The sequence below is a fragment of the Hydrogenophaga sp. genome (genome assembly GCF_965657535.1).
Taxonomy (GTDB): domain Bacteria; phylum Pseudomonadota; class Gammaproteobacteria; order Burkholderiales; family Burkholderiaceae_C; genus Hydrogenophaga.
This window is the reverse complement of the sequence record NZ_CBFHOP010000003.1, coordinates 296,197-321,931: the sequence shown is the minus strand read 5'-3', so window position 1 is coordinate 321,931 and position 25,735 is coordinate 296,197. Positions and strand designations below refer to the sequence as shown.

Annotated in this window: 25 protein-coding genes; 6 read left to right on the top strand and 19 right to left on the bottom strand. The window is 63.2% G+C overall.

Annotated elements, in window-relative coordinates; all coding sequences use genetic code 11:
• The first annotated feature begins 76 nt into the window (after window positions 1-76).
• The gene (locus ACTG4K_RS06760; RefSeq protein WP_439113421.1) at window positions 77-793 is read left to right on the top strand and encodes a Crp/Fnr family transcriptional regulator; all 717 of its coding nucleotides are present in this window, start codon (window positions 77-79) and stop codon (window positions 791-793) included.
• Window positions 794-852: 59 nt separating this feature from the next.
• Here ACTG4K_RS06760 and ACTG4K_RS06755 read toward each other — a convergent pair whose 3' ends face one another.
• From ACTG4K_RS06755 to ACTG4K_RS06745, 3 genes are all read right to left on the bottom strand, one after another.
• Entirely contained in the window at window positions 853-1,773 is a 921-nt protein-coding gene (locus tag ACTG4K_RS06755) for an EamA family transporter (protein ID WP_439113587.1), read from the bottom strand.
• A gap of 34 nt (window positions 1,774-1,807) precedes the next feature.
• Complete coding sequence (locus ACTG4K_RS06750) at window positions 1,808-3,967, bottom strand: 3-hydroxyacyl-CoA dehydrogenase NAD-binding domain-containing protein (RefSeq protein WP_439113420.1); 2,160 nt, start codon at window positions 3,965-3,967, stop codon at window positions 1,808-1,810.
• Window positions 3,968-4,101: 134 nt separating this feature from the next.
• Window positions 4,102-5,307 (bottom strand): acetyl-CoA C-acetyltransferase, encoded by a 1,206-nt coding sequence (locus ACTG4K_RS06745; protein WP_439113419.1) that lies wholly within the window; start codon window positions 5,305-5,307, stop codon window positions 4,102-4,104.
• Window positions 5,308-5,416: 109 nt separating this feature from the next.
• On the opposite strand from ACTG4K_RS06745, the gene ACTG4K_RS06740 reads away from it, so the two are divergent.
• Entirely contained in the window at window positions 5,417-6,571 is a 1,155-nt protein-coding gene (locus ACTG4K_RS06740; RefSeq protein ID WP_439113418.1) for an acyl-CoA dehydrogenase family protein, read from the top strand.
• Between the two features lie 21 nt (window positions 6,572-6,592).
• Here ACTG4K_RS06740 and ACTG4K_RS06735 read toward each other — a convergent pair whose 3' ends face one another.
• The 6 genes from ACTG4K_RS06735 to ACTG4K_RS06710 form a co-directional block, all read right to left on the bottom strand.
• Window positions 6,593-7,231 carry an ABC transporter ATP-binding protein gene (locus tag ACTG4K_RS06735; protein WP_439113417.1) on the bottom strand — a complete coding sequence of 213 codons (639 nt, stop codon included), beginning with the start codon at window positions 7,229-7,231 and terminating at the stop codon, window positions 6,593-6,595.
• Window positions 7,232-7,277: 46 nt separating this feature from the next.
• Window positions 7,278-8,015: a general secretion pathway protein GspB gene (locus ACTG4K_RS06730; protein ID WP_439113416.1), complete on the bottom strand. Its 738-nt coding sequence runs from the start codon at window positions 8,013-8,015 to the stop codon at window positions 7,278-7,280.
• Window positions 8,016-8,069: 54 nt separating this feature from the next.
• Window positions 8,070-9,782: an AAA family ATPase gene (locus ACTG4K_RS06725; RefSeq protein WP_439113415.1), complete on the bottom strand. Its 1,713-nt coding sequence runs from the start codon at window positions 9,780-9,782 to the stop codon at window positions 8,070-8,072.
• Window positions 9,783-9,888: 106 nt separating this feature from the next.
• The gene (locus ACTG4K_RS06720) at window positions 9,889-10,434 is read right to left on the bottom strand and encodes a bactofilin family protein (RefSeq protein WP_439113414.1); all 546 of its coding nucleotides are present in this window, start codon (window positions 10,432-10,434) and stop codon (window positions 9,889-9,891) included.
• A gap of 194 nt (window positions 10,435-10,628) precedes the next feature.
• The gene (locus tag ACTG4K_RS06715; RefSeq protein WP_439113413.1) at window positions 10,629-11,021 is read right to left on the bottom strand and encodes a hypothetical protein; all 393 of its coding nucleotides are present in this window, start codon (window positions 11,019-11,021) and stop codon (window positions 10,629-10,631) included.
• Between the two features lie 120 nt (window positions 11,022-11,141).
• On the bottom strand, window positions 11,142-11,546 hold the full coding sequence (locus ACTG4K_RS06710; protein ID WP_439113412.1) for a hypothetical protein: 405 nt from the start codon (window positions 11,544-11,546) through the stop codon (window positions 11,142-11,144).
• A 259-nt stretch (window positions 11,547-11,805) separates the two neighbouring features.
• On the opposite strand from ACTG4K_RS06710, the gene ACTG4K_RS06705 reads away from it, so the two are divergent.
• A complete protein-coding gene (locus tag ACTG4K_RS06705) occupies window positions 11,806-14,160 on the top strand; it encodes a YgiQ family radical SAM protein (protein WP_439113411.1) in 2,355 nt (784 codons plus the stop codon).
• Window positions 14,161-14,214: 54 nt separating this feature from the next.
• Here the strand turns inward: ACTG4K_RS06705 and ACTG4K_RS06700 are convergent, their stop codons facing one another.
• Window positions 14,215-14,898 (bottom strand): DUF1294 domain-containing protein, encoded by a 684-nt coding sequence (locus ACTG4K_RS06700; RefSeq protein ID WP_439113410.1) that lies wholly within the window; start codon window positions 14,896-14,898, stop codon window positions 14,215-14,217.
• 98 nt (window positions 14,899-14,996) lie between these two features.
• Between ACTG4K_RS06700 and ACTG4K_RS06695 the strand changes: the two genes are divergently transcribed.
• Both ACTG4K_RS06695 and ACTG4K_RS06690 read left to right on the top strand, forming a co-directional pair.
• Window positions 14,997-15,344, top strand: a complete 348-nt coding sequence (locus ACTG4K_RS06695) for a TA system antitoxin ParD family protein (protein ID WP_439113409.1) — start codon at window positions 14,997-14,999, stop codon at window positions 15,342-15,344.
• A 280-nt stretch (window positions 15,345-15,624) separates the two neighbouring features.
• Complete coding sequence (locus ACTG4K_RS06690; RefSeq protein WP_439113408.1) at window positions 15,625-15,828, top strand: hypothetical protein; 204 nt, start codon at window positions 15,625-15,627, stop codon at window positions 15,826-15,828.
• Window positions 15,829-15,977: 149 nt separating this feature from the next.
• On the opposite strand, the gene ACTG4K_RS06685 is transcribed toward ACTG4K_RS06690, so the two are convergent.
• Both ACTG4K_RS06685 and pobA read right to left on the bottom strand, forming a co-directional pair.
• Window positions 15,978-16,892 (bottom strand): CoA transferase, encoded by a 915-nt coding sequence (locus ACTG4K_RS06685; protein ID WP_439113407.1) that lies wholly within the window; start codon window positions 16,890-16,892, stop codon window positions 15,978-15,980.
• A gap of 85 nt (window positions 16,893-16,977) precedes the next feature.
• Window positions 16,978-18,162: a 4-hydroxybenzoate 3-monooxygenase gene (gene pobA, locus ACTG4K_RS06680; RefSeq protein WP_439113406.1), complete on the bottom strand. Its 1,185-nt coding sequence runs from the start codon at window positions 18,160-18,162 to the stop codon at window positions 16,978-16,980.
• A 171-nt stretch (window positions 18,163-18,333) separates the two neighbouring features.
• On the opposite strand from pobA, the gene ACTG4K_RS06675 reads away from it, so the two are divergent.
• Window positions 18,334-19,116, top strand: a complete 783-nt coding sequence (locus ACTG4K_RS06675) for an IclR family transcriptional regulator domain-containing protein (protein ID WP_439113405.1) — start codon at window positions 18,334-18,336, stop codon at window positions 19,114-19,116.
• 28 nt (window positions 19,117-19,144) lie between these two features.
• Here ACTG4K_RS06675 and ACTG4K_RS06670 read toward each other — a convergent pair whose 3' ends face one another.
• The 7 genes from ACTG4K_RS06670 to ACTG4K_RS06640 all read right to left on the bottom strand — a co-directional run bounded on the left by ACTG4K_RS06670 (window position 19,145) and on the right by ACTG4K_RS06640 (window position 25,561).
• Window positions 19,145-19,864 carry an ABC transporter ATP-binding protein gene (locus ACTG4K_RS06670; protein WP_439113404.1) on the bottom strand — a complete coding sequence of 240 codons (720 nt, stop codon included), beginning with the start codon at window positions 19,862-19,864 and terminating at the stop codon, window positions 19,145-19,147.
• Window positions 19,861-20,625, bottom strand: a complete 765-nt coding sequence (locus ACTG4K_RS06665; RefSeq protein ID WP_439113403.1) for an ABC transporter ATP-binding protein — start codon at window positions 20,623-20,625, stop codon at window positions 19,861-19,863. The genes ACTG4K_RS06670 and ACTG4K_RS06665 overlap by 4 nt, the downstream gene beginning before the upstream one ends.
• Window positions 20,626-20,629: 4 nt before the next feature.
• The gene (locus tag ACTG4K_RS06660; RefSeq protein WP_439113402.1) at window positions 20,630-21,619 is read right to left on the bottom strand and encodes a branched-chain amino acid ABC transporter permease; all 990 of its coding nucleotides are present in this window, start codon (window positions 21,617-21,619) and stop codon (window positions 20,630-20,632) included.
• 10 nt (window positions 21,620-21,629) lie between these two features.
• A complete protein-coding gene (locus tag ACTG4K_RS06655; protein ID WP_439113401.1) occupies window positions 21,630-22,493 on the bottom strand; it encodes a branched-chain amino acid ABC transporter permease in 864 nt (287 codons plus the stop codon).
• Window positions 22,494-22,584: 91 nt separating this feature from the next.
• A complete protein-coding gene (locus ACTG4K_RS06650) occupies window positions 22,585-23,772 on the bottom strand; it encodes an ABC transporter substrate-binding protein (protein ID WP_439113400.1) in 1,188 nt (395 codons plus the stop codon).
• 144 nt (window positions 23,773-23,916) lie between these two features.
• Window positions 23,917-24,387, bottom strand: a complete 471-nt coding sequence (locus ACTG4K_RS06645; RefSeq protein ID WP_439113399.1) for a flavodoxin domain-containing protein — start codon at window positions 24,385-24,387, stop codon at window positions 23,917-23,919.
• A gap of 415 nt (window positions 24,388-24,802) precedes the next feature.
• Window positions 24,803-25,561 carry a 3-hydroxyacyl-CoA dehydrogenase gene (locus tag ACTG4K_RS06640; protein WP_439113398.1) on the bottom strand — a complete coding sequence of 253 codons (759 nt, stop codon included), beginning with the start codon at window positions 25,559-25,561 and terminating at the stop codon, window positions 24,803-24,805.
• Window positions 25,562-25,735 lie beyond the last annotated feature (174 nt).

Genomic DNA, 25,735 nt, shown 5'->3' with positions numbered 1-25,735 from the left:
TTCCAGCAAATTGTTTCTGTTGTGACAATTTAAGGGAAAGCACTCAAAATTACGTTCCAGATCTTTCGGACCAGCCATGCCCCTGCCGCCTGCTCGCTCTCTGAATCCAAGCCGCTCGCCGGCAGTTGCTCCGGCTTTCAAGGCGGTGGATGCCGATCTGTTCACGAAAGCGTGGGCCGAAAAGTCGGCGCTCACACCCCGCTCCACCCAGGCCCTGAAAAGCGTGGGCGTGCTTCGAAATTGGACCGAAGGGCAGGTGTTGCTCAGCCGGGGGCAATCGACCGCCACAGCGTTGCTGCTCATCAAAGGGCGCTTGCGCGTCAGCGTCACGACCCCCGAAGGCGAGGAGCAATTGCTGCGCTGGATGCTGCCTGGTGAGATATCGGGCCTGAGCTCGGTGTTTGCGGAAACCACCTACCCAGCCGACTTGGTCTCTGCAGGCCCCAGCCAAGTCCTGCACGTGGAGCGTGCGGGACTTGTCGACCTGATCAGCCGGGATGCCACGGTGGCGGTCGACCTTTTGCGTATTCTGGGTCTGCGGATCAACCAGTTGTTTGACACCTTGGCCGACCAGGGCATGCACAGCCTGCAGCAGCGCGTGTGGGCTGCGCTGGAGCGCATCGCCAAGTTCAACAGTGTGGCGGTGGCCGACGGGCTGCAGTTGCGGGTGAGCCAGGCCGACTTGGCGCAAGCTGCCAACGCATCCCGCCAGCGCGTCAACCAGCAGCTGCAGCGCTTTCAGGCACAGGGGCTGATCCGCCTGGGCTACCGCAACATCGTTTTGCTGCGGTAACTGGGCGGGCGGCCAAGAGCCACGGGCCTGATGGGGGGCTGCGGTTGATGTGGGTGGTTTCAATCGGCGCGTGGGCGCCGACGTTCAACCATGTCTTTGAGCAGTGCTCTCAAGGGGCCAGCCTGGTTGATGACCAGACCCAGCAACACCGCTGCGGTGCCGGCCCACTGCCAGCGCTGCGGCAGTTCACCCGAAAACATCCAGGCGGCCCACAGGCCCACAACCGGGACCAGCAGGGAAAACGGGGTCACCCGGCCAGCCGGGTGCCGCTTCAGCAGCCTGGTCCAAAGGCTGTAGGCCAGCAGCGTTGCCAGCCAAGCCAGAAACAGCACCGCCAGCCAGGCGCGCCCATCCATGCCCGTGAGCTGGCGCCACACGGTCGACGGGCCGTCGGTCCACACCGCCAGCGCCAGGAAGGGCACCACCGGGAACAGGCTGCTCCAGACGATGAAGGGGAAAGGCTTGTAGTCGGCGACCCGGCTTGCCAGGCGGGCGATCAGGTTGGAAACCGCCCACATGAAGGAGGCTGACAGCGTGAGCAAAAAGCCCGCTAGTGTCATCTGCCCGGCGCCTTCGCCGCTGGCGCTGGCGATCATCAGCAGCCCGGTCAGCGCCACCGCCAGGCCCCACCACTGTGAGGGCCGAGCGCGTTCGCCCAGCAGCGGCACGGCCAGGAGCAGGGTGAAGAACGCCTGGGTTTGCATCACCACGGAGGCCATGCCCACCGTCATCCCCATCTGGAGGCCCAGAAAAAGGAAACCAAACTGCCCCAAGCCCTGCGCCAGGCCGTAGCCTGCAACATACCTCCAAGGCAGCCGGGGAAACGGGACAAACAGCAAGAAGGGCAATGCCGCCGCCGCGAATCGCAGCGCACCCAGCAGCATAGGCCCGAGCCCTTGCAGGCCCACCTTCATGACCACGAAGTTCAATCCCCAGATGACCACCACCGCCAGTGCACCGAGCAGGTCGCCAGGCGACAGTTTGGAGGGGTTCAAAGACGGGCCTTCATCGACATCAGTAAACAGGCTGGTGCTGGCGCAGGGCCGCCGTCACGTCGGCGCTCAGCGCAAATCCCGGGCCGTGCTGGGCGGCAAGTTCGCCGCAGCGCTGCTCAAACGCATCGATGCCCATGCCGTAGATGAACTGCAGGGCGCCACCGGTCCAGGCCGGGAAGCCGATGCCGAAGATGGAGCCAATGTTGCCGTCGTGCACGCTGGTGAGCACACCCTCGGCCAGGCAGCGCGCGGTTTCCACGGCCTGCCGGTACAGGATGCGGTCTTTTACCGCCTGTAGGTCCCAGGCCACGCCAGGTTTTTCGAACAGGTTTTTCAGCTCGGGCCATAGATGCTTTTTCTGTCCAGCGGGGTAATCGTAGAAGCCGCCGCCAGCGGCGCGGCCTGGGCGCTGGAGTTCTTTCACCATGCGCTCCACCAGCAACTCGCCCGGTGTGGCGCTGTAGGCTTTGCCCTCGGCGGCAAGGTCGGCGCGGGTCTGGTCGAGCACATGCACCGAAAGTGAGAGCGCGGTTTCGTCCAGCACGGCAAGCGGGCCCACGGGCATCCCCACTTGCATGGCAGCGTTTTCGATCACGGGTGCCGGAATGCCTTCGCCCAGCATGGCTGCGCCTTCCATGACAAAGGTGCCAAAGGTGCGGCTGGTGTAGAAACCGCGCGAGTCGTTCACCACGATCGGCAGCTTGCCCAGCGCCTGGACGTAGTCGTAGGCACGGGCAATGGTCTCGTCGTCCGTGTCCTGGCCACGGATGATTTCGACCAGCTTCATCTTGTCCACCGGGCTGAAGAAGTGGATGCCGACGAACTTGGCTGGTTTGGCGCTGGCTTGCGCCAGACCACTGATGGGCAAGGTGGACGTGTTGCTGGCGAAGAACCCGCCCTCGGCCAACATGCCTTCGGCTTCCCGCGTCACCTGGGCCTTCAGCTCGCGGTTTTCAAACACGGCTTCGATGATCAGGTCGCAGCCCGCCAGGTCTTGCGCGTGGGCGGTTGGTGTGATGAGGTTCAGGATGCCTTGTTGCTTCTCGGCACCCATGTGCCCTTTGTCCACGCGCTTTTGCGTGAGCTTGGCGGTGTAGGCCTTGCCTTTTTCGGCGGCCTCCAGGCTCACATCCTTGAGCACGGTGGCGATGCCCTTGGTGGCTTGCGCGTAGGCGATGCCCGAGCCCATCATGCCGGCGCCGAGCACGCCCACCTTCTTCGGCTGGTAGCGCGGCACATCCTTCGGCCTCGACTGACCGCCCTTGATGGCGTTCATGTTGAAGAAGAAGGTGTTGATCATGTTTTTGGCCACGGGGCTGACCATGAGCCCGGCGAGGTAACGGCTTTCCACGCGCATGGCGGTGTCGAAGTCCACCATGGCGCCTTCCACCATGGCGGCCAGCGCGGCTTCAGGCGCGGGGTAGAGCCCACGCGTCTTCTGCTTGAGCACGGCCGGCGCCACGCTGAGCAGATTAGCGATCTTGGGGTTGCTCGGTGTGCCGCCGGGCATTTTGTAGTCTTTGCGGTCCCACACATGCTGGCAGGCCTCGGGCTTGCCCTGGGCCGCTTCGATGAAGGCGAGGGCGCGGGGCAGCAGTTCGTCGGGTGTGGCCACCAGCTCGTGCACCACACCGATCTTCAGCGCTTCTTCAGGGCCAAAGAGCTTGCTCTCCAGGATGTAGGGCTGGGCCGCCATCAGGCCCAGAACGCGGGTCATCTTGGTGATGCCACCACCGCCTGGAATCAGTCCCAGGGTGATCTCGGGCAAGCCGAACTGCACCTTGGGGTTGTTCACCGCGATGCGGTGGTGGCCGACCAGCGCCACCTCCCAGCCGCCGCCGAGCGCCGCGCCGTTGAGGCAGCTCACCACCGGCAAGCCTTGCGTCTCGATGGTGCGGAAGTTGCGTTTGATACGCTCGATTTCGGTAAATACGCGTGGGCCGTCCGCTGCCGTGGAGCGCATCACACCCTTCAAGTCGGCGCCAGCGAAAAAAGTACTTTTCGCCGAGGCCAGCACGATGCCCTTGAGCTGGGCGTGGTCCTTCACCACCTGGGCGGCGATGGCGTCCAGGTCGTCCTGCCACTGCAGGCACATGGTATTGACCGGCGAACCCTGCTCGTCGAAGGTGATCGTGGCAATGCCGTTGTAGAGGTCGTAGCGGATGGTTTTTGTGATCATGTCTTGTCTCCGGCGAAAGAAAACAGTGGAGCGAAGTGTCTGGTCGAGAACGCCGTGGAACCGGCTTTGCTGGGCCACTGGCGTTGCCCCCTCACAGGGGGTGACGCGCGAAGCGCAGCGCGGGGGTAGGGTCGTCAGACCCTCTCAACAATCGTGGCGATGCCCATGCCGCCACCCACGCAGAGGGTTGCCAGGCCATAGCGCTTGCCCGTGCGGTGCAGCTCGTCAATCAGCGTGCTCAAAATCATGGCGCCGGTCGCGCCCAGCGGATGCCCCAGCGCAATCGCCCCCCCGTTCACGTTCACCTTATCGTGCGGCACGCCCATTTCTTGCATGAACTTCATGGGCACGGCGGCAAAGGCCTCGTTCACTTCAAACAGGTCGATCTGGTCGATGGTGAGGCCCGCCTTGGCCAGTGCCTTGCGCGCAGCGGGCATGGGGCCGGTGAGCATGATGGTCGGGTCGGCGCCCGAAAGCGCCACCGAAACAATGCGGGCGCGCGGCGTGAAGCCGTGCGTCTTGCCAGCGGCTTCAGAGCCGATCAGGATGGCGGCTGCGCCGTCCACAATGCCCGACGAGTTGCCCGCGTGGTGCACATGGTGGATGCGTTCCACCTGTGGGTAGCGCTGCAGGGCGACGGTGTCGAAACCCATGGCACCGAGCTGCTCAAAGGCGGCTTTCAGCCCGCCCAGGCCTTCCAGCGTGGTGTGGGGTTTGATGAATTCGTCTTGCGCCAGGATGGTCTGGCCCAGCGCGTCCTTCACCGCCACCACCGAGCGGTCAAAGTGTCCGGCGGCGCGCGCAGCGGTGGCCCGCTTTTGCGACTCAAGAGCAAAGGCGTCCACGTCGGCCCGGGTGAAGCCGTGCATCGTGGCGATCAGGTCGGCGCCAATACCCTGCGGCACAAACAGCGTGGCGCTGTTGGTTTCCGGGTCTTGCGCCCAGGCGCCGCCGTCGGCGCCAATGGGCACGCGGCTCATGCTTTCCACGCCACCGGCCACCACCAGGTCTTCCCACCCGCTCTTCACCTTCATGGCGGCCATGTTCACCGCTTCCAAGCCTGAGGCGCAGAAGCGGTTGATCTGCACGCCCGAGCAGCGCCAGTCCCAGCCCGCTTTCAGCGCGGCCACCTTGGGCAGCACTGAGCCCTGTTCGCCGATGGGCGAGACCACACCCATGACCACATCGTCTACTGCGGCGGTGTCCAAGTCGTTGCGGCGCTGCAGCTCGGTCAGCAGGCCGGCCAGCAGGTTGACCGGCTTCACCTCATGCAGGCTGCCGTCCTTCTTGCCTTTGCCGCGCGGTGTGCGGATGGCGTCGAACACATAGGCTTCACTCATGGCTGTCTCCTTGGGAACTGTCCCGCTGGCTGGAACGATCGGATCAGTATAGACTTTTGCCAAGCGTTTGCTTTGTAAAAATCAACCCACCCAGTCTGATAGGTGACACATGATCGACCGCACCCTGTTCAATGCCGACCACGAAGCTTTTCGCGACAGTTTTCGCCGCTTCATGGACAAAGAAATTGCCCCGTTTCATGAGGCCTGGGAAGAGCAAGGCTATGTGGACCGCGCCGTGTGGCGCAAGGCTGGCGAGAACGGCTTTTTGTGTATGACGATGCCCCAGGCCTACGGCGGCTCTGACGCCGACAAGCTGTATTCGGTGGTGCAGATGGAGGAGTTGGCGCGCGGCGGCTTCAGTGGCATTGGCTATGGGCTGCACAGCGAGATCGTGGCGCCGTACATCCTGCACTACGGCACGGAAGCGCAGAAGCAAAAGTACCTGCCGCTACTGGCCACGGGCGAGATGGTGGGCGCGATCGCCATGAGCGAGCCGGCCGCGGGCAGCGATCTGCAGGGCGTCAAGTCCACCGCCATCAAACAGGCTGACGGCAGCTACCTGCTCAACGGCAGCAAGACCTTCATCACCAACGGCTGGCACGCCGACCTGGTCATCGTGGTCGCCAAGACCGATCCGGCAGCCGGGGCCAAGGGCACCAGCCTGTTGCTGATCGAGCGCGGCATGCCGGGGTTTGAGAAGGGCAAGCGCCTGAAGAAGCTGGGCATGAAGGCGCAAGACACGTCCGAGCTGTTTTTTGACAACGTGCGGGTGCCGGCTGAAAACCTGCTGGGCACTGAAGGCAAGGGTTTCATTTGCCTGATGGAGCAGCTGCCCTGGGAGCGCCTGCAAATTGCCATCGGCGCGGTGTCGGCCGCGCAGGCCGCGATCGACTGGACGGTGGCCTATGTGAAAGACCGCAAGGTGTTTGGCCAGACCGTGGCCGCGTTCCAGAACACACGCTACAAGCTGGCCGAAATGCAGACCGAGGTGCAGGTGGCGCGTGTTTTTGTTGACAAGTGCTGCGAGCTCGTAGCGGTGGACCAACTCGACACGGCCACCGCCAGCATGGCCAAGTACTGGTGCTCTGATTTGCAGTGCAAGGTGATGGATGAGTGCGTGCAGCTGTTCGGCGGCTATGGCTATATGTGGGAATACCCGATCACACGCGCCTACGCCGACGCACGCGTGCAACGCATTTACGGCGGCACCAACGAGATCATGAAGGAGGTGATTTCGCGCGGCATGGGCCTGGGCGGACGGTAACAGCTCGCATGGCTCGGTCGCTCAGAGCTTGATGACGCTGGCCAGTGCCACTCCGGCGGGTGCTTCGTAATCCGCGATGACCCAAGTGCGGCTCGGGTGGCTGGCGGCTTCTTGCAGCAACTCGGTCAGAAACCGCATGGAAGGGGCGTCCAGCGCGGCAAAGGGCTGGTCGATGAGGGTCAGCGGTGTGCCTGCGGCAAACGCCGCACTCAGCCACACCTTGCGCTTGCTGCCGGCCGAGAGCATGTACATCGGCTTTTTCAAATGGGGTTCCAGGGCGAAACCGGCCACCAGGTCTGCCAGGGCCTCGTTGTTGAAGCGCGGGTCGTGCTGGCTCAGGCTCTCCAGATAGCCCGCAGCACTGATGGCGTCGTGCGCTTCGGTCTGGGGATCGATCCAGAACACCTGTTGGCGGTAGGCGCTGTGCTGCTCGTCCAGCCGTGTGCCGTGGATGCTCAAGCTGCCTGAATCGGGCACCAGATCGCCGGCCATCAGCCGGATCAGGCTGCTTTTGCCGCAACCGTCGTCGCCCTGAATCAGGCTCAGGCCGGGCGGGATGCTGAAGCTCAGCGCTTTGAACAGCGGGCGGTTGGGCCATGCAAAAAACAGCTGGTCGGCCTGCAAAACGGACTCGACCAATGGGGTGTGCTCGGTGTTCATGAGGTCGTTGTGTTGGGGGCTGGGCTTGCGCAGGCTCAACCCGGGTTCAATAGCCGATGCTGTAGCGCATGCCCCGGTGGTTCAGTACGGCGCTGCGCGGCCCGATGGTTTCCAGCACCAGGCCGGGCGCTATTTCCTGTCCTTCTTGCACGACCTTGCCGTTGGCAATGAGCATGCGGTGCGCGGGATTTTGCGAGTAAGTGGAGCCGCTGACATTGACTGCAGGCAATTGCGCACGGGCTTCGGCCGGCAGTTCGGCAAAACTGCGCACCGCCGCCGGCGCCGGGGCCGCAGCAGGCGTGTTGCTGGCAACGGCTTGGGGTGGCGTGGGCTGCTGCGCGCTGGCGTCTGTGCGCGGTGGTTCTGCGCGGGGAGGGGCGGCGATAGGGGCCGGGGGTGGCGGTGCCAGCAAGGGCAGCACCGCGGCAGGCGGCGCTTTGCTGGCGGGCGTGGGTACACCGGGCGCGGCGCTCACAAGGTCGTTGGCGGGTGCCACGTCGGCGGTGGGTGGTGCTTGCATGGGCGCTGCCCCGTCTGCGCTCGCCACCGTGCCCGTGGCCTGCTGCTGCGCTGGGGATGCCTCCGGGGCGGTGTGCCACCACCAAACAGCCAAGCCCACAGCCACCGCGCTGGCCACCGCCGCCAGCACCCTGGCCATGGCAGGCCTGTTGATGCGCGCCTGCGTGGCCGCACTGGGTGGCGCGTTGTGCGTGTGCAGGCCGGGTACGTGACCTCGTTCGCGTTCGGCGTCGGCACGTTTGAGGGCGTCAAGAATGTAGGACATCGGCAGGGCTCAGGTGTCGGATCGGGGTGGTTCGGTGGGGTTCGACGGGTGTGCTCAGTCGAGCCCCAGCCGGGGTTCTTCAACGCCACTGGCCCGGTTGACCAGCATGAAGGTCATGGGGCCTGCCACACCATCGCCGTCCACGCCCTGGCTGCGCTGAAAGGCCCGAATGCGCGCCGAAACATCGGTCGCATCGCGGGTAATTTGGCCGCTGGCTTGCAGCCGCTGCAGTTGCTCGGCCAGCCAAGCGGCGGCTGGGCCGCTGTTGCCGTTGTGCAAGCGGCCTACTTGCCCGGGCGGTGTGCGCCACAGGGTGGCGTAGTCACCGCGCCAGATGTCGGCCAGCGCGGTGAGGGGCATGCGCCAGCGGCCTGCTGCCGTGCGCAAGGTGGCGGTTTCGCTGGTGATGGCGCTCAGCACCACCCAGCCACTGCCTTGACCAGGCAGGCGCAGCAACAGCACCGCAGGGCGGTCCATTTGCCGCAGACCGTGCAGCGTCATGCGGTTGATGCGAAAGCATTGCAGCTGCTCGCGTTGGGCGCTCGTGCAGGGGTCGGTGTTGCTCAGTTCGGTGCCCCACAGCGGACCCAGCTCGCGCAGCGCGGCGGCTTCGCTGCGCCACAGGGCCTTGGCCGGAGGCTGGCCCGGGGTAGGTTCGGCCACTATGAGCGCTGCGCTGGCCACGACCGGCGCAGGCGCTGGCTCGGTGGTCGGGGGTGTTGTTGCTTGGGGTGGTTCGGCGGGGGGGGCGGCCAGCACGGGCGCGGTGTTGGCCACTGCGGTGTCCGTGTGTGGCGGGTTGGGCGCAGGCCCCATGCCGCCCGCCGTCCACAGCCAAAACAAGGCAGCCGCGGACGCTGCACCACCCAAGGCGCCCAGCGCCAGTGTGCCCAAGCGCTGCCCCAGGGCTTGGGTGCTGGCCGTGCCGTGGGCGGGTGCCTGCGCGTCTGGCTCAAACACCTCGGCCGCTGCCTTGTCCACCACCGCGCGCTCTACCCGTGCTTGTCCGGTGGCATAGGCGCCCAGCAGGGCGCGGTCGCACAAAAGGTTGATGCGGCGCGGCACGCCACGCGCGAGCGCATGAACGCGGCGCAGCGCGTCGTCTGAAAACGGCAGGGGGCCCTGCAAGCCCGCCACACCCATGCGGTGCTGAATGTATTGGCGCGACTCGGCTTCGGTGAGCGCACCCAGGTGAAACCGCGCGATCACGCGCTGAGCCAGCTGTTCCATCTCGGGCTGGGCCAGCATCTGGCGCAGTTCGGGTTGGCCAATCAAGATGATCTGCAGCAGCTTGCGTTCGCTGGTTTCCAGGTTGGTCAGCAAGCGCAGCTGCTCCAGCACATGGGGTGTGAGGTTTTGTGCCTCGTCGATGATCAACAGGTTGTGCTGCCCCGCCGCATGGCTGCGCAGCAGGTAGTCGTTCAGCGGGTCCAGATGGTCTTTGATCGTGGCTGGCCCCACGCCCTCGTGCGCAACCGTGACCTGAAACTCATGGCAAATCGTCTTGAGCAGGTCGCCTACGGTGAGCTTGGGATTGAAAATGTAGGCAACGTTGCAGTGCTTCGGGAGCTGTTCCAAAAAGCAGCGGCAGATGGTGGTTTTGCCCGCGCCAATTTCGCCACTGAGCAACACAAAACCACCGCCGCCTTCAATGCCGTACAACAGGTGCGCCAGCGCTTCTCGGTGGCGCTCGCTCATGAAGAGGTAGTGCGGGTCCGGGGCAATGGAAAAGGGGGCCTGTTTAAGACCGAAATAACCGGCGTACATGCCCTTGAGGATAACGGTGCCGCCAGGGCTGGGCAAATACCGGGCAAACCGTGTGCCGGCACAAGCCGGCCGGCACACGGTTCATGCAGAAAAGACGCTCAGCCCATCAGGCCGCCAGCGCCATGGCCGGTTTGCTGGCGGTCTTGGTCACAGCGTTCACCGTGCACTCAATGTCGCCGGATAGCTGGCCACCTTCTTCGATCACCACCTTGCCGTAGCGGATTTGTCCAGTGACCTTGCCCGTGGCGTAGATCACCAGCTTCTGACGCACGGTGAGGCTGCCGTCGAACAAGCCCCGGATCTCGGCAATGTCGATTTCGGCTGAGCCCTTGAACGCCCCTTGCTGGGCGATCTGGATCACGCGCGAGTCCATGGTGGCCTCCACCATGCCTTCCACCACCAGGGTGTCGCAGTCGGTGATCTCAACACCTTTGAGCTTGATGTTGGGGCCTACCGTGAGCTTGCTGCCGCCTTCGGGCTGGGTGCCGCTGGCCGAGGTGTCGGCCGCGAGCGCGTGCGCTGGCTCGGCCGCCACCGGCGCCGCCGTCTGCGTGGCCGCGCCGGCGTTCAGGCCACCGTAGCGCTGCGGCGTCACGCCCGCGTTCAGGGGTTTGATGGTTTCGGGTTCTCGTTTGCCAAAGTGCAGTGCCATGCCAGCTCCTAAAAAAAGTTAAGCAGTCATGCTAATAGCCACGTGGCTTACATTCTGGTTGGTACCGTAAGAGGGGTAACGAGATGCACGCCACGCCTGGTTGCGGGTGTTGCCGTTTTGGGCCAGAAACGAAAAACGGCTGACCGCGTGCGACCAGCCGTCGGCCCGCGCAATCGCAGGCGCGTGCGAGGCATCTAGTGACGGCCACCGCCCTTGGGGCCGGGAATGATTACAGGCGATTTGCCACCCATTCCAGGGCCTGTGCCGCCACCCGCCCCCAGGTTGCCCACACCATTCAGCGCGCGCTTGCGCAAATCCATGCGCTCGCGGTGCTCGTTGCGAATGCGGTTGCGCTCCTCTTCGGTGTTGGCCTGGCGCAGGCGTTCCATGTAGGTGTTGCGTTCTGCCTGGCTCATGAACTCGTAACCATAGATTTGGTTCTGTTCCTGGAGCTGCAGCTGCAATTGCTGCTGTGCGCGTAGCGACTCCTCTGTGCGGGTGCGGTTCATGTCTTGCGCCAGAACCGTGCCCAGCGCGCTCACTGTCAGCAGGGTCAAGATGGTTTTGATCGATGTACGGTGTTTCATTGATATGTCCCTTTCTTCATTGCGTATGGGGTATGGCGTACGGCGTTGGATGGCTCCATCGGCGTGTGCCCCGGGTATTCGCAGATGCACTCTTTTGACCGTCAGCCATAGAACGGACTGTTAGTTGCGCCCGCCCGCCCCACCACCGGCACCGCCCATGCCACCCATGGCACCCGGGCCTCCGTGCATGATCACCACACCGCGTTCCTTGGCACGCGCGTCCATTTGAACGCGGTGCTCCTCCCTGATTCGTTCACGCTCCTGCGTGGTTTTGGCATTCCGAATGCGCTCGCGGTAAGCCGCGCGTTCGGCATCGGTCATCAATTCGTGGGCGTAGATACGTTCCTGATCACGCAGCTGATCCTGGGTTTTGAGTTGGTCTTGCGTTTTTTGTTGATCCTGAGCGGTCACCATGCCGACGCCAGTCAGTGAAACAGTCAGCGCCAGCGCATTGATCCAGATGTGCTTTTTCATAACGACTCCTTGATAAAAAATGGAAATTTTTCCGAGAAGCATGCCGAGCATATGTCCGGGGAATTGAATACCCCATGCGGTATCTTCACGTGATCTATTTTGGAACGGTGGTTTTGACGCCCATTGAGCCAACGCAAGACGCTGGGTAAAGCCTTGGTTGCTTGTGCATCCAGGTGTAACCGGCCTGGCTCGGGGTTGGCGCGCGCATGGAAGTGGCTGGCGACTGGACAATCGCGCCCGCGCCCTTAACCCTTGGTTTCCTGTGTGGGGGCTAAAACCGTACACTTCCCGGTCACTTTTCACCCGCACCATGAACGCCCCCGTCGACGTCTCCTTTTTCGCGCGCGCTGCCAAGCCGATCACCAGCTACCGCCCTTACTGGGCCAAGCGGTTCGGGGTGGCGCCGTTTTTGCCCATGAGCCGCACCGAAATGGAGCGCCTGGGCTGGGACTCGTGCGACATCATCTTGGTGACGGGCGATGCCTACGTGGACCACCCCAGCTTTGGGATGGCGGTGATTGGCCGGGTGCTCGAAGCCCAGGGTTTTCGGGTCGGCATCATTGCGCAGCCCGACTGGCAGAGCGCCGAGCCGTTCAAGGCGCTGGGCAAACCCAACCTGTTCTGGGGCGTGACCGCGGGCAACATGGATTCCATGATCAACCGCTACACGGCGGATCGGAAAATTCGCAGTGACGACGCCTACACCCCCGGTGACGTGGGCGGCAAGCGCCCGGACCGGGCGGCCATCGTCTACAGCCAGCGTTGCCGCGAAGCCTATAAAGATGTGCCGATTATTTTGGGTGGCATCGAAGGCAGCCTGCGCCGTATTGCCCACTATGACTACTGGAGCGACAAGGTGCGCCGCAGCATCGTGGTAGACGCCAAATGCGACCTGCTGCTGTACGGCAACGCCGAGCGCGCCCTGGTGGAAGTGGCGCACCGTATCGCCGCGCGCGAGCCCATCGCCCAGATCACCGACGTGCGCGGCACCGCGTTTGTGCGCCGCCCTGGAGACCCCACGGCCGACGGCTGGATCGAAATTGATTCGTCCGATGTGGACATGCCAGGCCGTGTGGAAGACCACATCAACCCTTACCTGACCACCAGCGAGCAAGCGCAGGCCCAGGGCCAGACGTGTACCAAGGAAGAGGGCGGCTCGGGCGCACCCGAAGCCAATCCGGCTATCAAGCCGCTGAACTTCATGCCCAACCCGGCCCTGGTGAGCAAGCGCAAGGCGCCCGCGCGCGACCGCAGCGTGATCCGCCTGCCCAGCTACGAGCAGGTGAAAAGCGACGCGGTGCTGTACGCCCACGCCAACCGCGTGTTGCACCTGGAAACCAACCCCGGGAACGCCCGCGCGCTGGTGCAGGCGCATGGCGACGGTGCCACGGCCCGCGACGTGTGGATCAACCCGCCCCCGATTCCGCTCACCACGGCCGAAATGGACTACGCGTTTGACCTGCCTTACGCCCGCAGCCCACACCCCGACTACGCTGACGAGCACGGCAAACACGACGGCGCGACCAAGATCCCAGCCTGGGAAATGATCCGCTTCAGTATCAATATCATGCGTGGCTGCTTCGGCGGCTGCACCTTCTGCTCCATTACCGAGCACGAAGGCCGCATCATCCAGAGCCGGTCTGAAGAATCCATCATCAAAGAGGTGGAAGACATCCGCGACAAGGTGGAAGGCTTCACCGGCGTGATTTCCGATCTGGGCGGCCCCACCGCCAACATGTACCGTCTGGGCTGCAAAAGCCCGGAGATTGAAGCCGCTTGCCGCAAGCCCAGCTGCGTCTACCCCGGCATCTGCTCCAACCTCACCACCGACCACGGCCCGCTGATCAAGATCTACCGCCGCGCGCGGGAGTTGCGCGGCATCAAGAAAATCCTGATCGGCTCCGGCCTGCGCTACGACCTGGCTATCAAGAGCCCGGAATACGTCAAGGAACTGGTGCAGCACCACGTGGGTGGCTACTTGAAGATCGCGCCTGAGCACACCGAAGGCGGGCCGCTGTCCAAGATGATGAAGCCCGGCATCGGCAGCTACGACAAGTTCAAGCAGCTGTTTGAAAAGTACAGCGAAGAGGCGGGCAAGAAGCAGTTCCTCATCCCGTACTTCATCGCGGCCCACCCCGGCACCAGCGACGAAGACATGATGAACCTCGCGCTATGGCTGAAGAAAAACGGCTTCCGCGCCGACCAGGTGCAAACCTTCTACCCCAGCCCTATGGCCACCGCTACGGCCATGTACCACAGCAACATGAACCCGCTCAAGGGCATCAGCCGCGACCCCGAGCGCGCCGAGCGGGTGGACATTGTGCGCGGCGACAAGCGCCGCCGGCTGCACAAGGCGTTTTTGCGCTACCACGACGCCAACAACTGGCCATTGCTGCGCGAAGCCCTCAAGGCCATGGGCCGTTCGGACCTGATCGGCAACGGCAAGCACCACCTGATCCCGACCTTCCAGCCGATAACCGGCGGCAGCTACCAGAGTGCACGCCGCAAAAACAGCACCCCGCTGGGCAAAGCCAGCGAGCGGGCTGCGGCGGTGGTGAAGCCCGGCGCGAAACCCGTTCAGCCCCGCAAAGGCCAGATGCTGACCCAACACACGGGCTTGCCACCTCGACAAACCGGTGGTGCCACGAAACGCAAACCCGGCTAACCCCGCCACCAGCCTTTTTTCGCAGGCAGAGCCGAGGCGCCGACCGTAGTCGGTTCAGCGCTGAAACCAGGGTAGCAGCACCCAGGCCAGCAAGGCGGCGGTGTTCAAGATGGCCGTGGCCCAGTACACCGCGCGAAAAGCCTGTTTGCTCGATTTGTGCCTAAGAATCTGGTGAGCAAACCAGGCGCCGGGCCACCCGCCTGCCAGACCCAGCAGGTGCAGGGTGTCTTCTTTGATGCGCCAGGCTCCTTGGCGGGCTGCGTGTTTGTCTTGCCAATAGGTGTAGGAGGTCACCAGGTTCAGCCCAAGTGCTGCGGGCAACGCGAACCAGGTGAAACGGCCGGTGAATGCGCCAGCCACCAGCAGCACCAGCCACACCAGCATGAGCGCCAACACCGGGCCAACCGGCTGGGCATGGCTTGCCGTTGTTGGCGCGCGCCTGCCTGAGCCGACCCGTGCTGGCGCGTGGCTGCTCGGTGGGTCTGTCCGGCGCGGTCCGTGAAGAGGTCGGGTGTTGCCCCGTCGCTCGTCGCTGTTTAGCGGACGAACCTGCATGGCCCGCGGACCCTTGCCGCCCACATGGATTTCTTCAAAGCCCACCTGCAGCCCTTCGGTGGGCGCTGGGTTACCCGAAAAGTCGCGGATGTGAAAGAAGATGTCGCCTGGCGTCTGCTTGCTCTTGATGAATCCGAAGGCTTTGGCGCCGTTCCACCGAACCACGGTTCCCTGTTTTCTCATGCTGTTTTTTGGTGCTGTTGGCTTGTTGGCTGCGAATTATGCCGTTGTTGCAGAAAGGGGCATGGTGGCGCAAAATGCGCCATATAGGAGTCCTTTTTATGGCCGCATCATCCAGCTCGTTTGCTTCTGTGAAGTTGTCCGCTTCCTTGGTCCAGCAGGCGCGCGAAGCCGCCCAGCCACAGCGGCGTTCGGTCGCCGGGCAGATTGAATACTGGGCCACGCTCGGGCGCATTGCCGATGAAACCGGGCTGACCGTGCAAGAGGCGCGCGAAGCGATTGCCCTGTACGACGCGCGTCTGAGCGCGGTTGGGAACGCAGACGAATCGCTGGACGCCATTGAGTCACGCTTTTTGGCGGCCGAAACAAGCGGCCGTCTGGCGCAGGCTGTGCGTGAAACGGTGCTGGCCAACCGCCGCGCATTGCCCGGTTCCAGCCGCGCCGCTTGAGGCGTGGCGGCCTCGGTTTTTTTACTTGCTGGCCGGGCCCAACGGCGCTGGCACATCCACCCTCTACCGTGCGGCTGTGGCAGAGGGTCTGATCCCCGTGTCAGCGGAGTTTGTAAACGCTGACCTTCACGAGGCGGCCCATTTTCAGCATGTCGCAGATCCACAAGCGCGCTCGTTGCAGACCCGCGCATTGGCTGACGCCAGGCGATCTGAGTGTCTGGTCAAGGGGCTTTCGTTCGCGAGCGGAACCGTTTTTTCGCACACCTCCAAGCTCGATCTGATGGCCGCAGCCTGGCGAGCTGGTTTCTCTGTGGTGCTGGTGGTGGTGTGTGTTGACGATCTGCAGCAACTGCTGGGCCGCGCGAGCCAGTGGGTGGAAGAGGGCGGTCACCCGGTACCGCCCGAGCGCATTGTGGCGCGCCGCCCGCGCACTGTGCGCCACTTGGGCGTGGCGGTGCGCCGGGCCAATCTGGCGTTGCTGTAAGACACATCTGAACCCGCTGGCGATGCGTTTCAGCCGCCTTGGCTGGTGGCGCGCTTGCGCGCGGGTGGCGTGGTCTGGCAGGCAGAGCCGCTGCCGGCGTGGGATCAGCGGGTGCTGTTCCCCGATCCCACCCAACGCTGACGCCGCTATCAGTCCACCAGGGTGTGCAGCGGAATGTCTTTTGCTGCGCCCAGCTTGTCGAGCTGCTTGCGGGTCTGGCCGGCCAGGAACGCGGCAATGGCGGCGTGCGTGGCGGGCTGAAACAGCGTGGCTATGCCGGTCATGACCACGCCAGCAGCACCGCACAAGGCCGCTGCAAAATGCGGCTCCAGTGCGGCCACTGCCACCCGGCCGTCTTTGCAAGGGTAGACGCGGTAGCCTGCGTGCGCGCCACCGACCGCACCCTGGGGTTGCGTCAGGCCCCAGCTGCGGGGCAGGGCCAGCCAGGCGGCGGCGTCGCTCAACGCCACTTCCTGGAACGAGCCCTTGCCGCTGGTTTTCTGCGCCAGCACGGCCTGGAGCGCAGCCGCGCTGGCCATCAGTGCGCCGCCCATGTCGGCAAACAGCGTGGCGGGCAGTTCAAGCCCGGTCACCAGGCCCGCATCGGCCAGGTACGTCAGGTCGTGGCCGGGTTCTTCAGCGCGTGTCCCGGGCGCGCCCACAATAGCCACCACCGACAGCGCCGGGAAGGCCTTGTGCAGGGCCTTCCAGCCCAGTCCCAGCTTGGCCAGCGCCGAAGGGCGGAATGAGGTAAGAAGCAGGTCGGTGCGGGCCAGTTCCTTGTGCAGCGCAGCTTGCCCTTTGTCGCTCTTCAGGTCGATGGTGATGACCTTGATGCCGTCGTGCAGCGTGGTGTATGCAGTGGGGTTGTACTGCCCCATCGGATCGCCGCTGGTGCCTGCGGGTGCGCTCTTCGGGCCTGGGGGCTCGGCTTTCAAGCAGGTGGCACCCATGGCCTTGAGGCGCATCAGCGCCGCCGGGCCGGGCAGGTTGAGCGCCAGGCTCAGCACGCGCACACCGCGCAGGGGTTTGAGGGGTTTGATCGGGGAGGGCATTGAAGGCATGGCAGCTCGGGTTGACGTATACGTCAATGTACCGCCAAGTCGTGCCCCGTTGCGCGCGCAGGTGACACGCGCAACGCGGCCGCACTCACTCGCCAAAGTTCAGCGGCAGTCCCACGTAGTTTTCAGCAATGGTGCGCAGCCCGGCTTCCGAGTGCATCAGGTAGTCCAGCTCGGCCTGTTGCAGCTTGCTGTTGATGGCGCCTTCGCCATCGAAGTTGTGCATGATGGACGTGAACCACCAGCTGAAACGCTCAGCGCGCCAGATGCGCTTGAGGCAGCGCTCGGAATAGTTGTCGATGCCGGCTTCGGTTTTGTCTTGGTAGAACTCGACGAAAGCGTTGGACAGGTACTTCACATCGGTGGCGGCCAGGTTCAGGCCTTTGGCGCCTGTGGGCGGCACGATGTGGCCGGCGTCGCCCGCCAGGAACATGCGGCCAAAGCGCAGTGGCTCGGTCACAAAGCTGCGCAGCGGCGCAATGCTTTTTTCAATGCTCGGGCCGGTCACCAGCTTTGCGGCGGCTTCGGGGTCCAGGCGCAGTTTCAGCTCGCTCCAGAAAGCGTCGTCGCTCCACTGTTCCACCTTGTCGGTCAGCGGCACCTGCAGGTAATAGCGGCTGCGGATGGCGCTGCGTTGTGAGCACAGCGCAAAGCCGCGCGGGTGGTTCACGTAAATCAGTTCGTGGTGCACCGGCGGCGTGTCCGACAGCAGGCCAAGCCAGCCAAACGGGTACACCTTCTCGTATTCCTTGATAGCGTTGCGCGGTGCGCTGGCGCGGCACACGCCGTGAAAACCATCGCAGCCGGCAATGAAGTCGCATTGGATGGTGTGCGTCTGACCGTCTTTTTCATAGGTCACGCTTGGGGTTTTGGTGTCGAAGTCGTGGACCTGCACATTGGCGGCTTCGTACACCGTGGGCAGGCCTGCGGCGGTGCGGGCGTCCATCAGGTCGCGGGTCACTTCGGTCTGGCCATAGACCATGACCTTCCTGCCACCCGTGAGCTTCTCCAGGTCCACACGGTGGCGCTCTCCGTTGAACAGCATGTCAAAGCCGCTGTGCACCAGGCCCTCGGTGTGCATGCGCTGGCCCACGCCGGCTTCGTCCAGCAGGTCGATGGCCACCTGCTCCAGCACGCCGGCGCGGATGCGGCCGAGCACGTAGTCGGGGCTCTGGCGTTCAACGATGATGGCGTCGATGCCGGCCTTATGAAGCAATTGGCCGAGCAGCAGGCCGGAGGGGCCTGCACCGATGATGGCAACCTGGGTACGCATGAAGCATGTCTCCTGTGGGGGGTGAGCGGTCAAGGCTTGTGGTGCTTCAATTGCCACCGACAGGCCGTTGCTGAAAAACAAGTTCAAGCTTAAAAATGCCGCATCGTTAACACAAGGCTGCACGCACGCTAGTGCGCGGTGATTGAACATCTTGTGCGATCATCGCGCACTATGAGCAATGATCCCATTCAAATCGCCAAGGCCGACTTCATTGAAGGCATGGCCAAAGGCATGGCGGTGCTGGAGAGTTTTGACACCGAACGCCAGCGCCTCAACGCCACCCAGGCCGCAGAGCGCGCAGGCCTGACGCGGGCGGCAGCACGGCGCCACTTGCTCACGTTGGCCCACTTGGGCTACCTGGATACCGACGGCAGCCACTACTGGTTATCGGCCAAGGTGCTGCGGTTTTCGGGCAGCTACCTGGCCTCCGCGCGTTTGCCCAGGCTGCTGCAGCCCACGCTGAATCGTTTGGCGGCACTCACCCGCGAGTCGTTTTCTGCCGTGGTGCTGGACGGCGACGAGGTGGTGATCGTGGCGCGAAGTGCTTCCATTGGCGGCCAGCGGCTCATGGCCTACGGACTGCACCTGGGTGCGCGCCTGCCGGTGCATGCCACCTCCACCGGGCGGGTGCTGCTGGCAGCCAAACCCCGGGCCGATTTCACCGCTTGGCTCAAGGGCCGTGAGCTGCCCCGTTTGACGCCGCTAACCACGGTAGACCACAAGGCGTTTCGCGCTACTGTGGCGCAGGTGCGCACCGACGATTTTTCCATGGCGGGCGAAGAGCATGAGCTGGGTGTGCACGCGCTGGCGGTGCCGCTGCGCAACATGCAAGGCAAAACCGTGGCGGCGCTCAACGTGGTGGCCTCGCCCGAGCGACTGGAGCCGGCGGTGATGCGCAAGGACTTGTTGCCGTTGTTGCTGGATGCGGCAAGAGAGCTCAGACCGCTGCTTTGAAGCCGCACGGCGCAGAGCGGTCCTCAGATCAGACGCCCAGGTACTGCTCCAGCAGTTCGGGCTTGGCCAGCAGCTCTTCCGAGCTGCCTTCAAAAGCCACTTCACCTTTCACCAAAATCACGTTGCGGTCGGTGATTTGGGTGACGTGTTTCCAGTTTTTGTCCACGATGACGCTGCTGATGCCGCTTTCGCGGATGACACCGCAAATGCGCCAGATTTCGCGGGCAATCAAGGGGGCGAGGCCTTCGGTGGCTTCATCGAGAATGAGCACGTCGGGGTTGGTCATCAGCGCCCGGCCGATGGTGAGCATTTGCTGCTCGCCACCGCTGAGTTGCTGTCCACCGTGGTTCAGGCGTTCGGCCAGGCGCGGGAAGGTGTCGAGCACGCGCTCATAGGTCCAGTCGCGTTGCCCCTGGGTGCCGGCGCGCGCGGCCATCACCAGGTTTTCACGCACGCTCAGGTTGCCAAAAATACCGCGACCTTCGGGCACATAGGCCAGGCCCTGGCGGGCAATCTCATAGGTGGACGCACCCGTCATGGTTTGGCCCTTGATCTGGACGCTGCCACCGCTGGGTTTGACGATGCCCATGATGGATTTGAGCAGGGTGGTTTTGCCCATGCCATTGCGGCCCATGAGACCGATGGTTTGGCCCTGGCCGACGGTGAAGTCCACACCGCGCAGGATATGGCTGGCACCGTAGTGGGTGTTCAAGGCGGTGGCTTGAATCAATGCGGTGGTGGTGCTCATGCGTGCTCCTCGCCCAGGTAGGCTGCCTGCACCTGCGGGTCGGCGCGCACCTGCGCGGGCGTACCGCTGGCAATGACTTGGCCGTTCACCATCACGGTGAGCTGGTCGGCCAGTGCAAAGACGGCGTCCATGTCGTGCTCCACCAGCATCATCGCGTGGTCTTTTTTGAGTTTTTGCAACAGCGCCACCATGCTTTCGGCTTCGGCCTGACCCATGCCGGCCAGCGGTTCGTCCAGCAGCAGCACGGTGGGTTCGGTGGCCAGGGTCATGGCAATTTCCAGCTGGCGCTGTTCGCCGTGGCTGATGGTGCCAGCCACCGTGGGACCGCGGTGGGTGAGACCCGCGAGCTCCAGCGCGCGTTCGCAGCGCTGGTTCACCGCGCGCAATTGGTCGGCGCGGCCCAGCCAGCGCAGGGGGTTCCAGGGCGAGTGGCGTTCGCTGGACTGCGCGGCCAGCCGCACGTTGTCCCACACGGTGAAGGGCAGAAAAATATTGGTCTTCTGGTAGCTGCGGCCCAGGCCCAGGCGCGAAATGCGCTCAGGGCTTTGGCCTGCGGTTTCCACACCATTGAGCGTGATGCGCCCCGACGTGGGTGGCAGGTCGCCCGAGAGCAGGTTGGTCAGGGTCGATTTGCCCGCACCGTTGGGGCCAATCACCGCGTGGATGCGGTCGCGAAACAGATCGACCGACACGTCATTGACCGCAGCCAGACCGCCGAAGCGTTTGGTGAGGTGTTGGGCTGAGAGCAGCAGTTCGGACATGGCTTCAGTGTTCTTTCTTGCCCAGCAGACGCTCGCCCAGACCCAGCAGGCCACGCGGCGCCAGCACCACCACCAGCACAATGAAACCACCCATGAGCAGTTGCCAGTGTTTGGTCAGGTCTTTGAAGAAATGCATGACGTATTCGAACGCAAAGGCGCCCACGATGGCGCCGGCAAAGTTGCCCATGCCGCCCAAAATCACCATCATGATGGCGTGCGCACTCATGTGAAAACCCATCAGTTCGGGGTTCACGTAGCCGGTTTGTGCCGCCCACAGAAAGCCCGCCACACCCGCCAGCGAACCCGCCAGGGTGAAGGCGGCCAGCTTGTAGCCGAAGGTGCCGTAACCCACGGCGCGCATGCGGTGCTCGTTCACCCGGATGCCCGAAAGCACACGGCCAAACGGCGAAAACAGCAAACGCCGTAAAAACGCATAGACCAGCACCAGCAACGCCAGCGTGAAGTAGTAGAAGGTGGTCTTGTTGTCCAGGTCAATGCCGGTCCAGCCCAAAAGCGTCGCGTCGGGCCGGAAGTTCACGTAAAGGCCGTCCGAGCCGCCCAAGGCTTTGTTGTCAAAAAACAGGAAGAACACCATCTGCGCGAATGCCATGGTGACCATGATGAAGTAGATGCCGTGGGTGCGCACCACGAAGAAACCAATGACCAGCGCGGCCAGACCAGCGCCCAGCGCCGATACAGGCAGTGCCCACCACAGGCTGATCGGCGTGTCAGCAGGCGTCAAGAACGCCAGGGCATAGCCCGCCAGGCCAAAGTAGGCGGCATGGCCCAGCGAGACCATGCCGGTAACGCCCTGCAGCAAATCGAGGCTCATGGCAAAGATGGCCAAGATCATCATTTGCGAGAGCATTTGCAAATAGAAGTCGCTGCCTTCTACCGGCACAAACGGGAATGCAGCCAGGGCCAGGGCGCCGGTACCCAGCAACACCTGCACGCTCTTGGGCAACAGTTCGAGGGTGGCTTTGGGGGAACTCATAGGTGGGTCATCATTGTTTGAACAAGCCTTCGGGCTTGTAGAGCAGCACGCCGGCCATGAGCATGTAGACGGCCATGCCGGCAATTTGCGGCACCAGTACCTTGCCAAAGGTATCCACCAGGCCCACCAGCAGGGCGGCCACCAGGGCGCCGCGCACCGAACCAATGCCACCAATCACCACCACCACGAAGCACATGATCAGCACCGAGCTGCCCATGCCGGGGTACACGCTGGCGATGGGCGAGGCGATCATGCCGGCGATGGCGGCCAGCGCCACGCCCAGTGCAAACACCACACCGTGAATCAAGCGGATGTTGATACCCAGCGCTTCGGTCATTTCCCGGTTGAAAGCGCCGGCGCGAATTTTCATGCCCAAGCGGGTTTTAGAAATGAGCAGGTACAGGCCCAGCGCCAGGCCCACACACACGGCTGAAATCACCAGCCGGTAAATGGGGTACGAGAGGTTTTCGGTCAGCGGAATCGACCAATTCACCAGTTCGGGCACCTGCACGGCATGCACGTCGTCACCCCACAGAATGGAACGCACTTCTTCAAAGATGTAGATCAGGCCGAAGGTGAGCAGCACCTGGTCGAGGTGGTCACGGTGGTAAAAATGGCGAAACAGCAGCCATTCCAGCGCCCAGCCCAGGGCCACGGCGATCACCGTGCCCACCAGAATGGCCAGCACCAGACTGTCAAACTGGGCCGCCAGAAACCAGGCCATGTAGGCACCCAACATATAGAAGCTGCCATGCGCCAGGTTCACCACGCCCATGATCCCGAAGATCAGTGTGAGGCCTGCCGCCAGCATGAACAGCAACAAGCCGTATTGCAGGCTGTTGAGCAACTGAATCAGAAAGTTGGCGAAATCCATAAGGGGGCAACGGGCTCGAAAAAGGGCAAAAGATACCCTCCAAACAGGCCTTTGCGAGGCCTGTTCGTGGGTTGCATCTGCGGTAGGAGGCTTAGCCCATGCGGCAGCCGGTGGCCGGATCGGCCACCGCTTTGGCCGCAATGCCAAGCACTTTGTTTTCTTTGTTGGCCACTTGGCGCAGGTACATGTCCTGAATCGGGTTGTGGGCCGGGCTCATGGTCCATTTGCCGCGCGGGCTGTCGATGACAGCGCCTTCCATGGCAGCGTACAACGCCTTCTTGTTCGACAGGTCGCCCTTGACCGCGTTGGCGCCTTTGATGAGCAGCAAACCGGTGTCGTAGCCTTGCACCGCGTACACGTCGGGCTGCATGCGGAAGGCCTTGGCATATTCCAGTCGAAACTGCTTGTTGCGCGGCGTGTCCAGCGAATCGCTGTAGTGCATGGTGGTCAACACGCCGTCGGCGGCGGGCCCAGCGGCTTCCAGCACACCCTCGGTCAGGAAGCCCGAGCCATAGAGCTGGATGTTTTTGCTCAAACCGGCGGCGTGGAAGTCGCGTATGAATTTGGCCGCGCCACCACCCGCGAAGAAGCAGGCCACGGCGTCGGGCTTGAGCGAGGCAATCTCGGTCAGAAGGGCCTGGAATTCCACGTTGGGGAAGGGCAAACCGAGTTTTTTGACGATGGTGCCACCGGCTTCGGTGTAGCTTTTCTCAAACCCCTCATAAGCCTCATCGCCTGCAGCGTAGTTCCAGGTGATCCACACAGCTTTCTTGTGGCCGCGGTCCACCATGGCCTTGCCCAGCGCCAGCGTGGGCTGGGAGTTGGAGAACGATGTGCGAAACACGTTGGGCGAACATTGGGCGCGCGTGGCCACATGCACGCCGGCATTGGGGATCAGGTTGAGCACACCGGTGTCGCGTGCCACCTTGTGAATACCCATCTGCACGCCCGAATGCACCGTGCCCACCAGCACGTCCACCTTGTCGCGCTGCACCAGGCGGGTGGCGTTCTCGATGCCCTTGGCGGGGTTGGATTCGTCGTCCACTTTGAAGAATTCAATTTCACGCCCACCGAGCTTGCCGCCTTGCTCGTTCAAGGCCATGCGAAAGCCGTTTTCAATGGCCACGCCCAGTTGTGCAAAGGTGCCGGTGTACGGCAGCATGAAGCCGACGCGCAGTTTGTCGGACTGGGCACGCACGATTTGTGGCAGCAGCAGTCCGGTGGACGCGGCACCTATCACGGCAGCGCTGCGGGTAAGAACAAGTCGGCGGGTGGTCATGGTCAGTCTCCTGGTTGGGGTTGTCGGTTAGCGGGTCAATGTAGGCGTGTCGGATGCGTTTGGGGATAGTGAATTACCCGTACTTCATACCTAAAGTATTGACAGTTAAAAAACGGTGTATGCCAGCGTGCCACACGGGACGACTCAATGGGTTGCCCATGCAAGCGGCAACCAGTTTCGGCACCAGGCCACGCCTTCCGCCTCCGGTTCGGTGCCCGCAGAGGCGTCGTGTTTGAACACATCACCGATGCGTACCGCACCCAGGTCGCTCAGTCGCTCGTCAAAGCGCTGTCCACCGTTGCAGAAAGTTTGCGGGTAAGCGCTGTCGCCCAGTGCGATCACGCCATACCGCACGGAGCCCAGGAACCGGGGCGCCAAAGCCAACGATTCGTACAACGCCTTGGCGTTATCGGGCACGTCGCCGGCACCATAGGTGGACGTGCAGATGACATATAGTGCATCCTCGTCAAAAGCGCTGATGTCCAACCCGTCCATCAGGTGCACTTCAATGGTGCCCACCAAATCCTCACAATCCATCTCAATGGCTTGAGCGACGTATTCGGCGGTGTTGGTCATGGTGCCAACCAGGATTTTGAGTTTTCGATTGTTTTGCATAGCGTGACCTGCAATATAGTTCACATCTTCGGGTGCGCCGATGGGTGAAAACCCTTGTGCTTGGTTTTGCTGCGGTAACGGAGGTTTTCAGCCAACGTGACAGCGCCGCACGCCTGGACCTGAGCGCCGTTCATGCCAGGCACGCCAGAGGCGAGCCGCATACCCAGCCCTCTCGCCGAGCCCTTTACGCCGTGGTGGTTGAACTTTTGGGCACTGCACCTGCAGGCAATGCCGCGTTGTGTGTGCAGGTGGTGCATCTGGCGCGCGAGCGTGGCCTGGTCAAGCGGGCCACTGTGGCTGTGGGTGGCCGCCAGTTCAAGGCCAAGGCCCGCCGCCACGCAAGGGCAGGTTGCTTACCGCGAGGGTGTTCGGCGTTCAACGGGCGGCTCAATGCCGTCCCGACCGGCTTGCACTTTCAGCGCGGTGCGAGGCGAATGGCGCCGTCCAGGCGGATCACTTCGCCGTTGAGCATGTCGTTTTCAATGATGTGCTTGGCCAGCTTGGCGTAGTCTGCGGGGGTACCCAGGCGGCTGGGGAAGGGCACGCTGGCGGCCAGCGCGTCTTGCACTTCTTGGGGCATGCCAAACAGCATAGGTGTGCCGAAGATGCCGGGGGCGATGGTCATGTTGCGGATGCCATTGCGGGACAGGTCGCGGGCGATTGGCAGTGTCATGCCCACCACGCCGCCTTTGGAAGCTGCGTAGGCCGCCTGGCCAATCTGTCCATCGTAGGCCGCCACGCTGGCGGTGGAAATCAGCACACCGCGTTCGCCGGTGGCTTCAGGCTCGTTTTTGCACATGGCGTCGGCTGCCAGGCGGATCATGTTGAAGCTGCCTACCAAGTTGACCATGATGGTCTTGGTGTACAGGCCCAGATTGTGTGGGCCATTTTTGCCCACGGTTTTTTCAGCGGGGGCAATGCCCGCGCAGTTGATCAGGCCCATGAGCTTGCCCATGGACGTTGCCTGGGCCACCACAGCCTGGCCATCGGCCTCGTTGCTGACGTCGCATTTCACGAATGCGCCGCCAATGTCCTTGGCCACGGCGTCGCCTTTTTCGACCTGCATGTCGGCGATGACGACCGTGCCACCATGGGCCGCCAGCATGCGCGCCGTGCCTTCGCCCAGACCCGATGCGCCGCCGGTGACGATAAATACCTTGCCTGCGATGTCCATGTGATGCTCCTCGTTGGGTGATTGACGTTGACGTAAACGTCAATTATGCGGCACAAAAATGCCCGCGTGTGCGGGCACTTTTATTGAACAGCGGGTGCACCAGCAGATGATGGACCGGCAAGCGATGCCTTTGCAACAGCGCACAGCGGAACCGGCTTCGCCGGGCCGTCGGAG

Bases quoted from the DNA above. Each gene is read 5' to 3' on its own strand.
- ACTG4K_RS06760 (WP_439113421.1), top strand. From the start codon at position 77: ATGCCCCTGCCGCCTGCTCGCTCTCTGAATCCAAGCCGCTCGCCGGCA.
- ACTG4K_RS06750 (WP_439113420.1), bottom strand. From the start codon at position 3,967: ATGATCACAAAAACCATCCGCTACGACCTCTACAACGGCATTGCCACG.
- ACTG4K_RS06745 (WP_439113419.1), bottom strand. From the start codon at position 5,307: ATGAGTGAAGCCTATGTGTTCGACGCCATCCGCACACCGCGCGGCAAA.
- ACTG4K_RS06740 (WP_439113418.1), top strand. From the start codon at position 5,417: ATGATCGACCGCACCCTGTTCAATGCCGACCACGAAGCTTTTCGCGAC.
- ACTG4K_RS06735 (WP_439113417.1), bottom strand. From the start codon at position 7,231: ATGAACACCGAGCACACCCCATTGGTCGAGTCCGTTTTGCAGGCCGAC.
- ACTG4K_RS06730 (WP_439113416.1), bottom strand. From the start codon at position 8,015: ATGTCCTACATTCTTGACGCCCTCAAACGTGCCGACGCCGAACGCGAA.
- ACTG4K_RS06725 (WP_439113415.1), bottom strand. From the start codon at position 9,782: ATGTACGCCGGTTATTTCGGTCTTAAACAGGCCCCCTTTTCCATTGCC.
- ACTG4K_RS06720 (WP_439113414.1), bottom strand. From the start codon at position 10,434: ATGGCACTGCACTTTGGCAAACGAGAACCCGAAACCATCAAACCCCTG.
- ACTG4K_RS06715 (WP_439113413.1), bottom strand. From the start codon at position 11,021: ATGAAACACCGTACATCGATCAAAACCATCTTGACCCTGCTGACAGTG.
- ACTG4K_RS06710 (WP_439113412.1), bottom strand. From the start codon at position 11,546: ATGCTCGGCATGCTTCTCGGAAAAATTTCCATTTTTTATCAAGGAGTC.
- ACTG4K_RS06705 (WP_439113411.1), top strand. From the start codon at position 11,806: ATGAACGCCCCCGTCGACGTCTCCTTTTTCGCGCGCGCTGCCAAGCCG.
- ACTG4K_RS06700 (WP_439113410.1), bottom strand. From the start codon at position 14,898: ATGAGAAAACAGGGAACCGTGGTTCGGTGGAACGGCGCCAAAGCCTTC.
- ACTG4K_RS06695 (WP_439113409.1), top strand. From the start codon at position 14,997: ATGGCCGCATCATCCAGCTCGTTTGCTTCTGTGAAGTTGTCCGCTTCC.
- ACTG4K_RS06690 (WP_439113408.1), top strand. From the start codon at position 15,625: ATGGCCGCAGCCTGGCGAGCTGGTTTCTCTGTGGTGCTGGTGGTGGTG.
- ACTG4K_RS06685 (WP_439113407.1), bottom strand. From the start codon at position 16,892: ATGCCTTCAATGCCCTCCCCGATCAAACCCCTCAAACCCCTGCGCGGT.
- pobA (WP_439113406.1), bottom strand. From the start codon at position 18,162: ATGCGTACCCAGGTTGCCATCATCGGTGCAGGCCCCTCCGGCCTGCTG.
- ACTG4K_RS06675 (WP_439113405.1), top strand. From the start codon at position 18,334: ATGAGCAATGATCCCATTCAAATCGCCAAGGCCGACTTCATTGAAGGC.
- ACTG4K_RS06670 (WP_439113404.1), bottom strand. From the start codon at position 19,864: ATGAGCACCACCACCGCATTGATTCAAGCCACCGCCTTGAACACCCAC.
- ACTG4K_RS06665 (WP_439113403.1), bottom strand. From the start codon at position 20,625: ATGTCCGAACTGCTGCTCTCAGCCCAACACCTCACCAAACGCTTCGGC.
- ACTG4K_RS06660 (WP_439113402.1), bottom strand. From the start codon at position 21,619: ATGAGTTCCCCCAAAGCCACCCTCGAACTGTTGCCCAAGAGCGTGCAG.
- ACTG4K_RS06655 (WP_439113401.1), bottom strand. From the start codon at position 22,493: ATGGATTTCGCCAACTTTCTGATTCAGTTGCTCAACAGCCTGCAATAC.
- ACTG4K_RS06650 (WP_439113400.1), bottom strand. From the start codon at position 23,772: ATGACCACCCGCCGACTTGTTCTTACCCGCAGCGCTGCCGTGATAGGT.
- ACTG4K_RS06645 (WP_439113399.1), bottom strand. From the start codon at position 24,387: ATGCAAAACAATCGAAAACTCAAAATCCTGGTTGGCACCATGACCAAC.
- ACTG4K_RS06640 (WP_439113398.1), bottom strand. From the start codon at position 25,561: ATGGACATCGCAGGCAAGGTATTTATCGTCACCGGCGGCGCATCGGGT.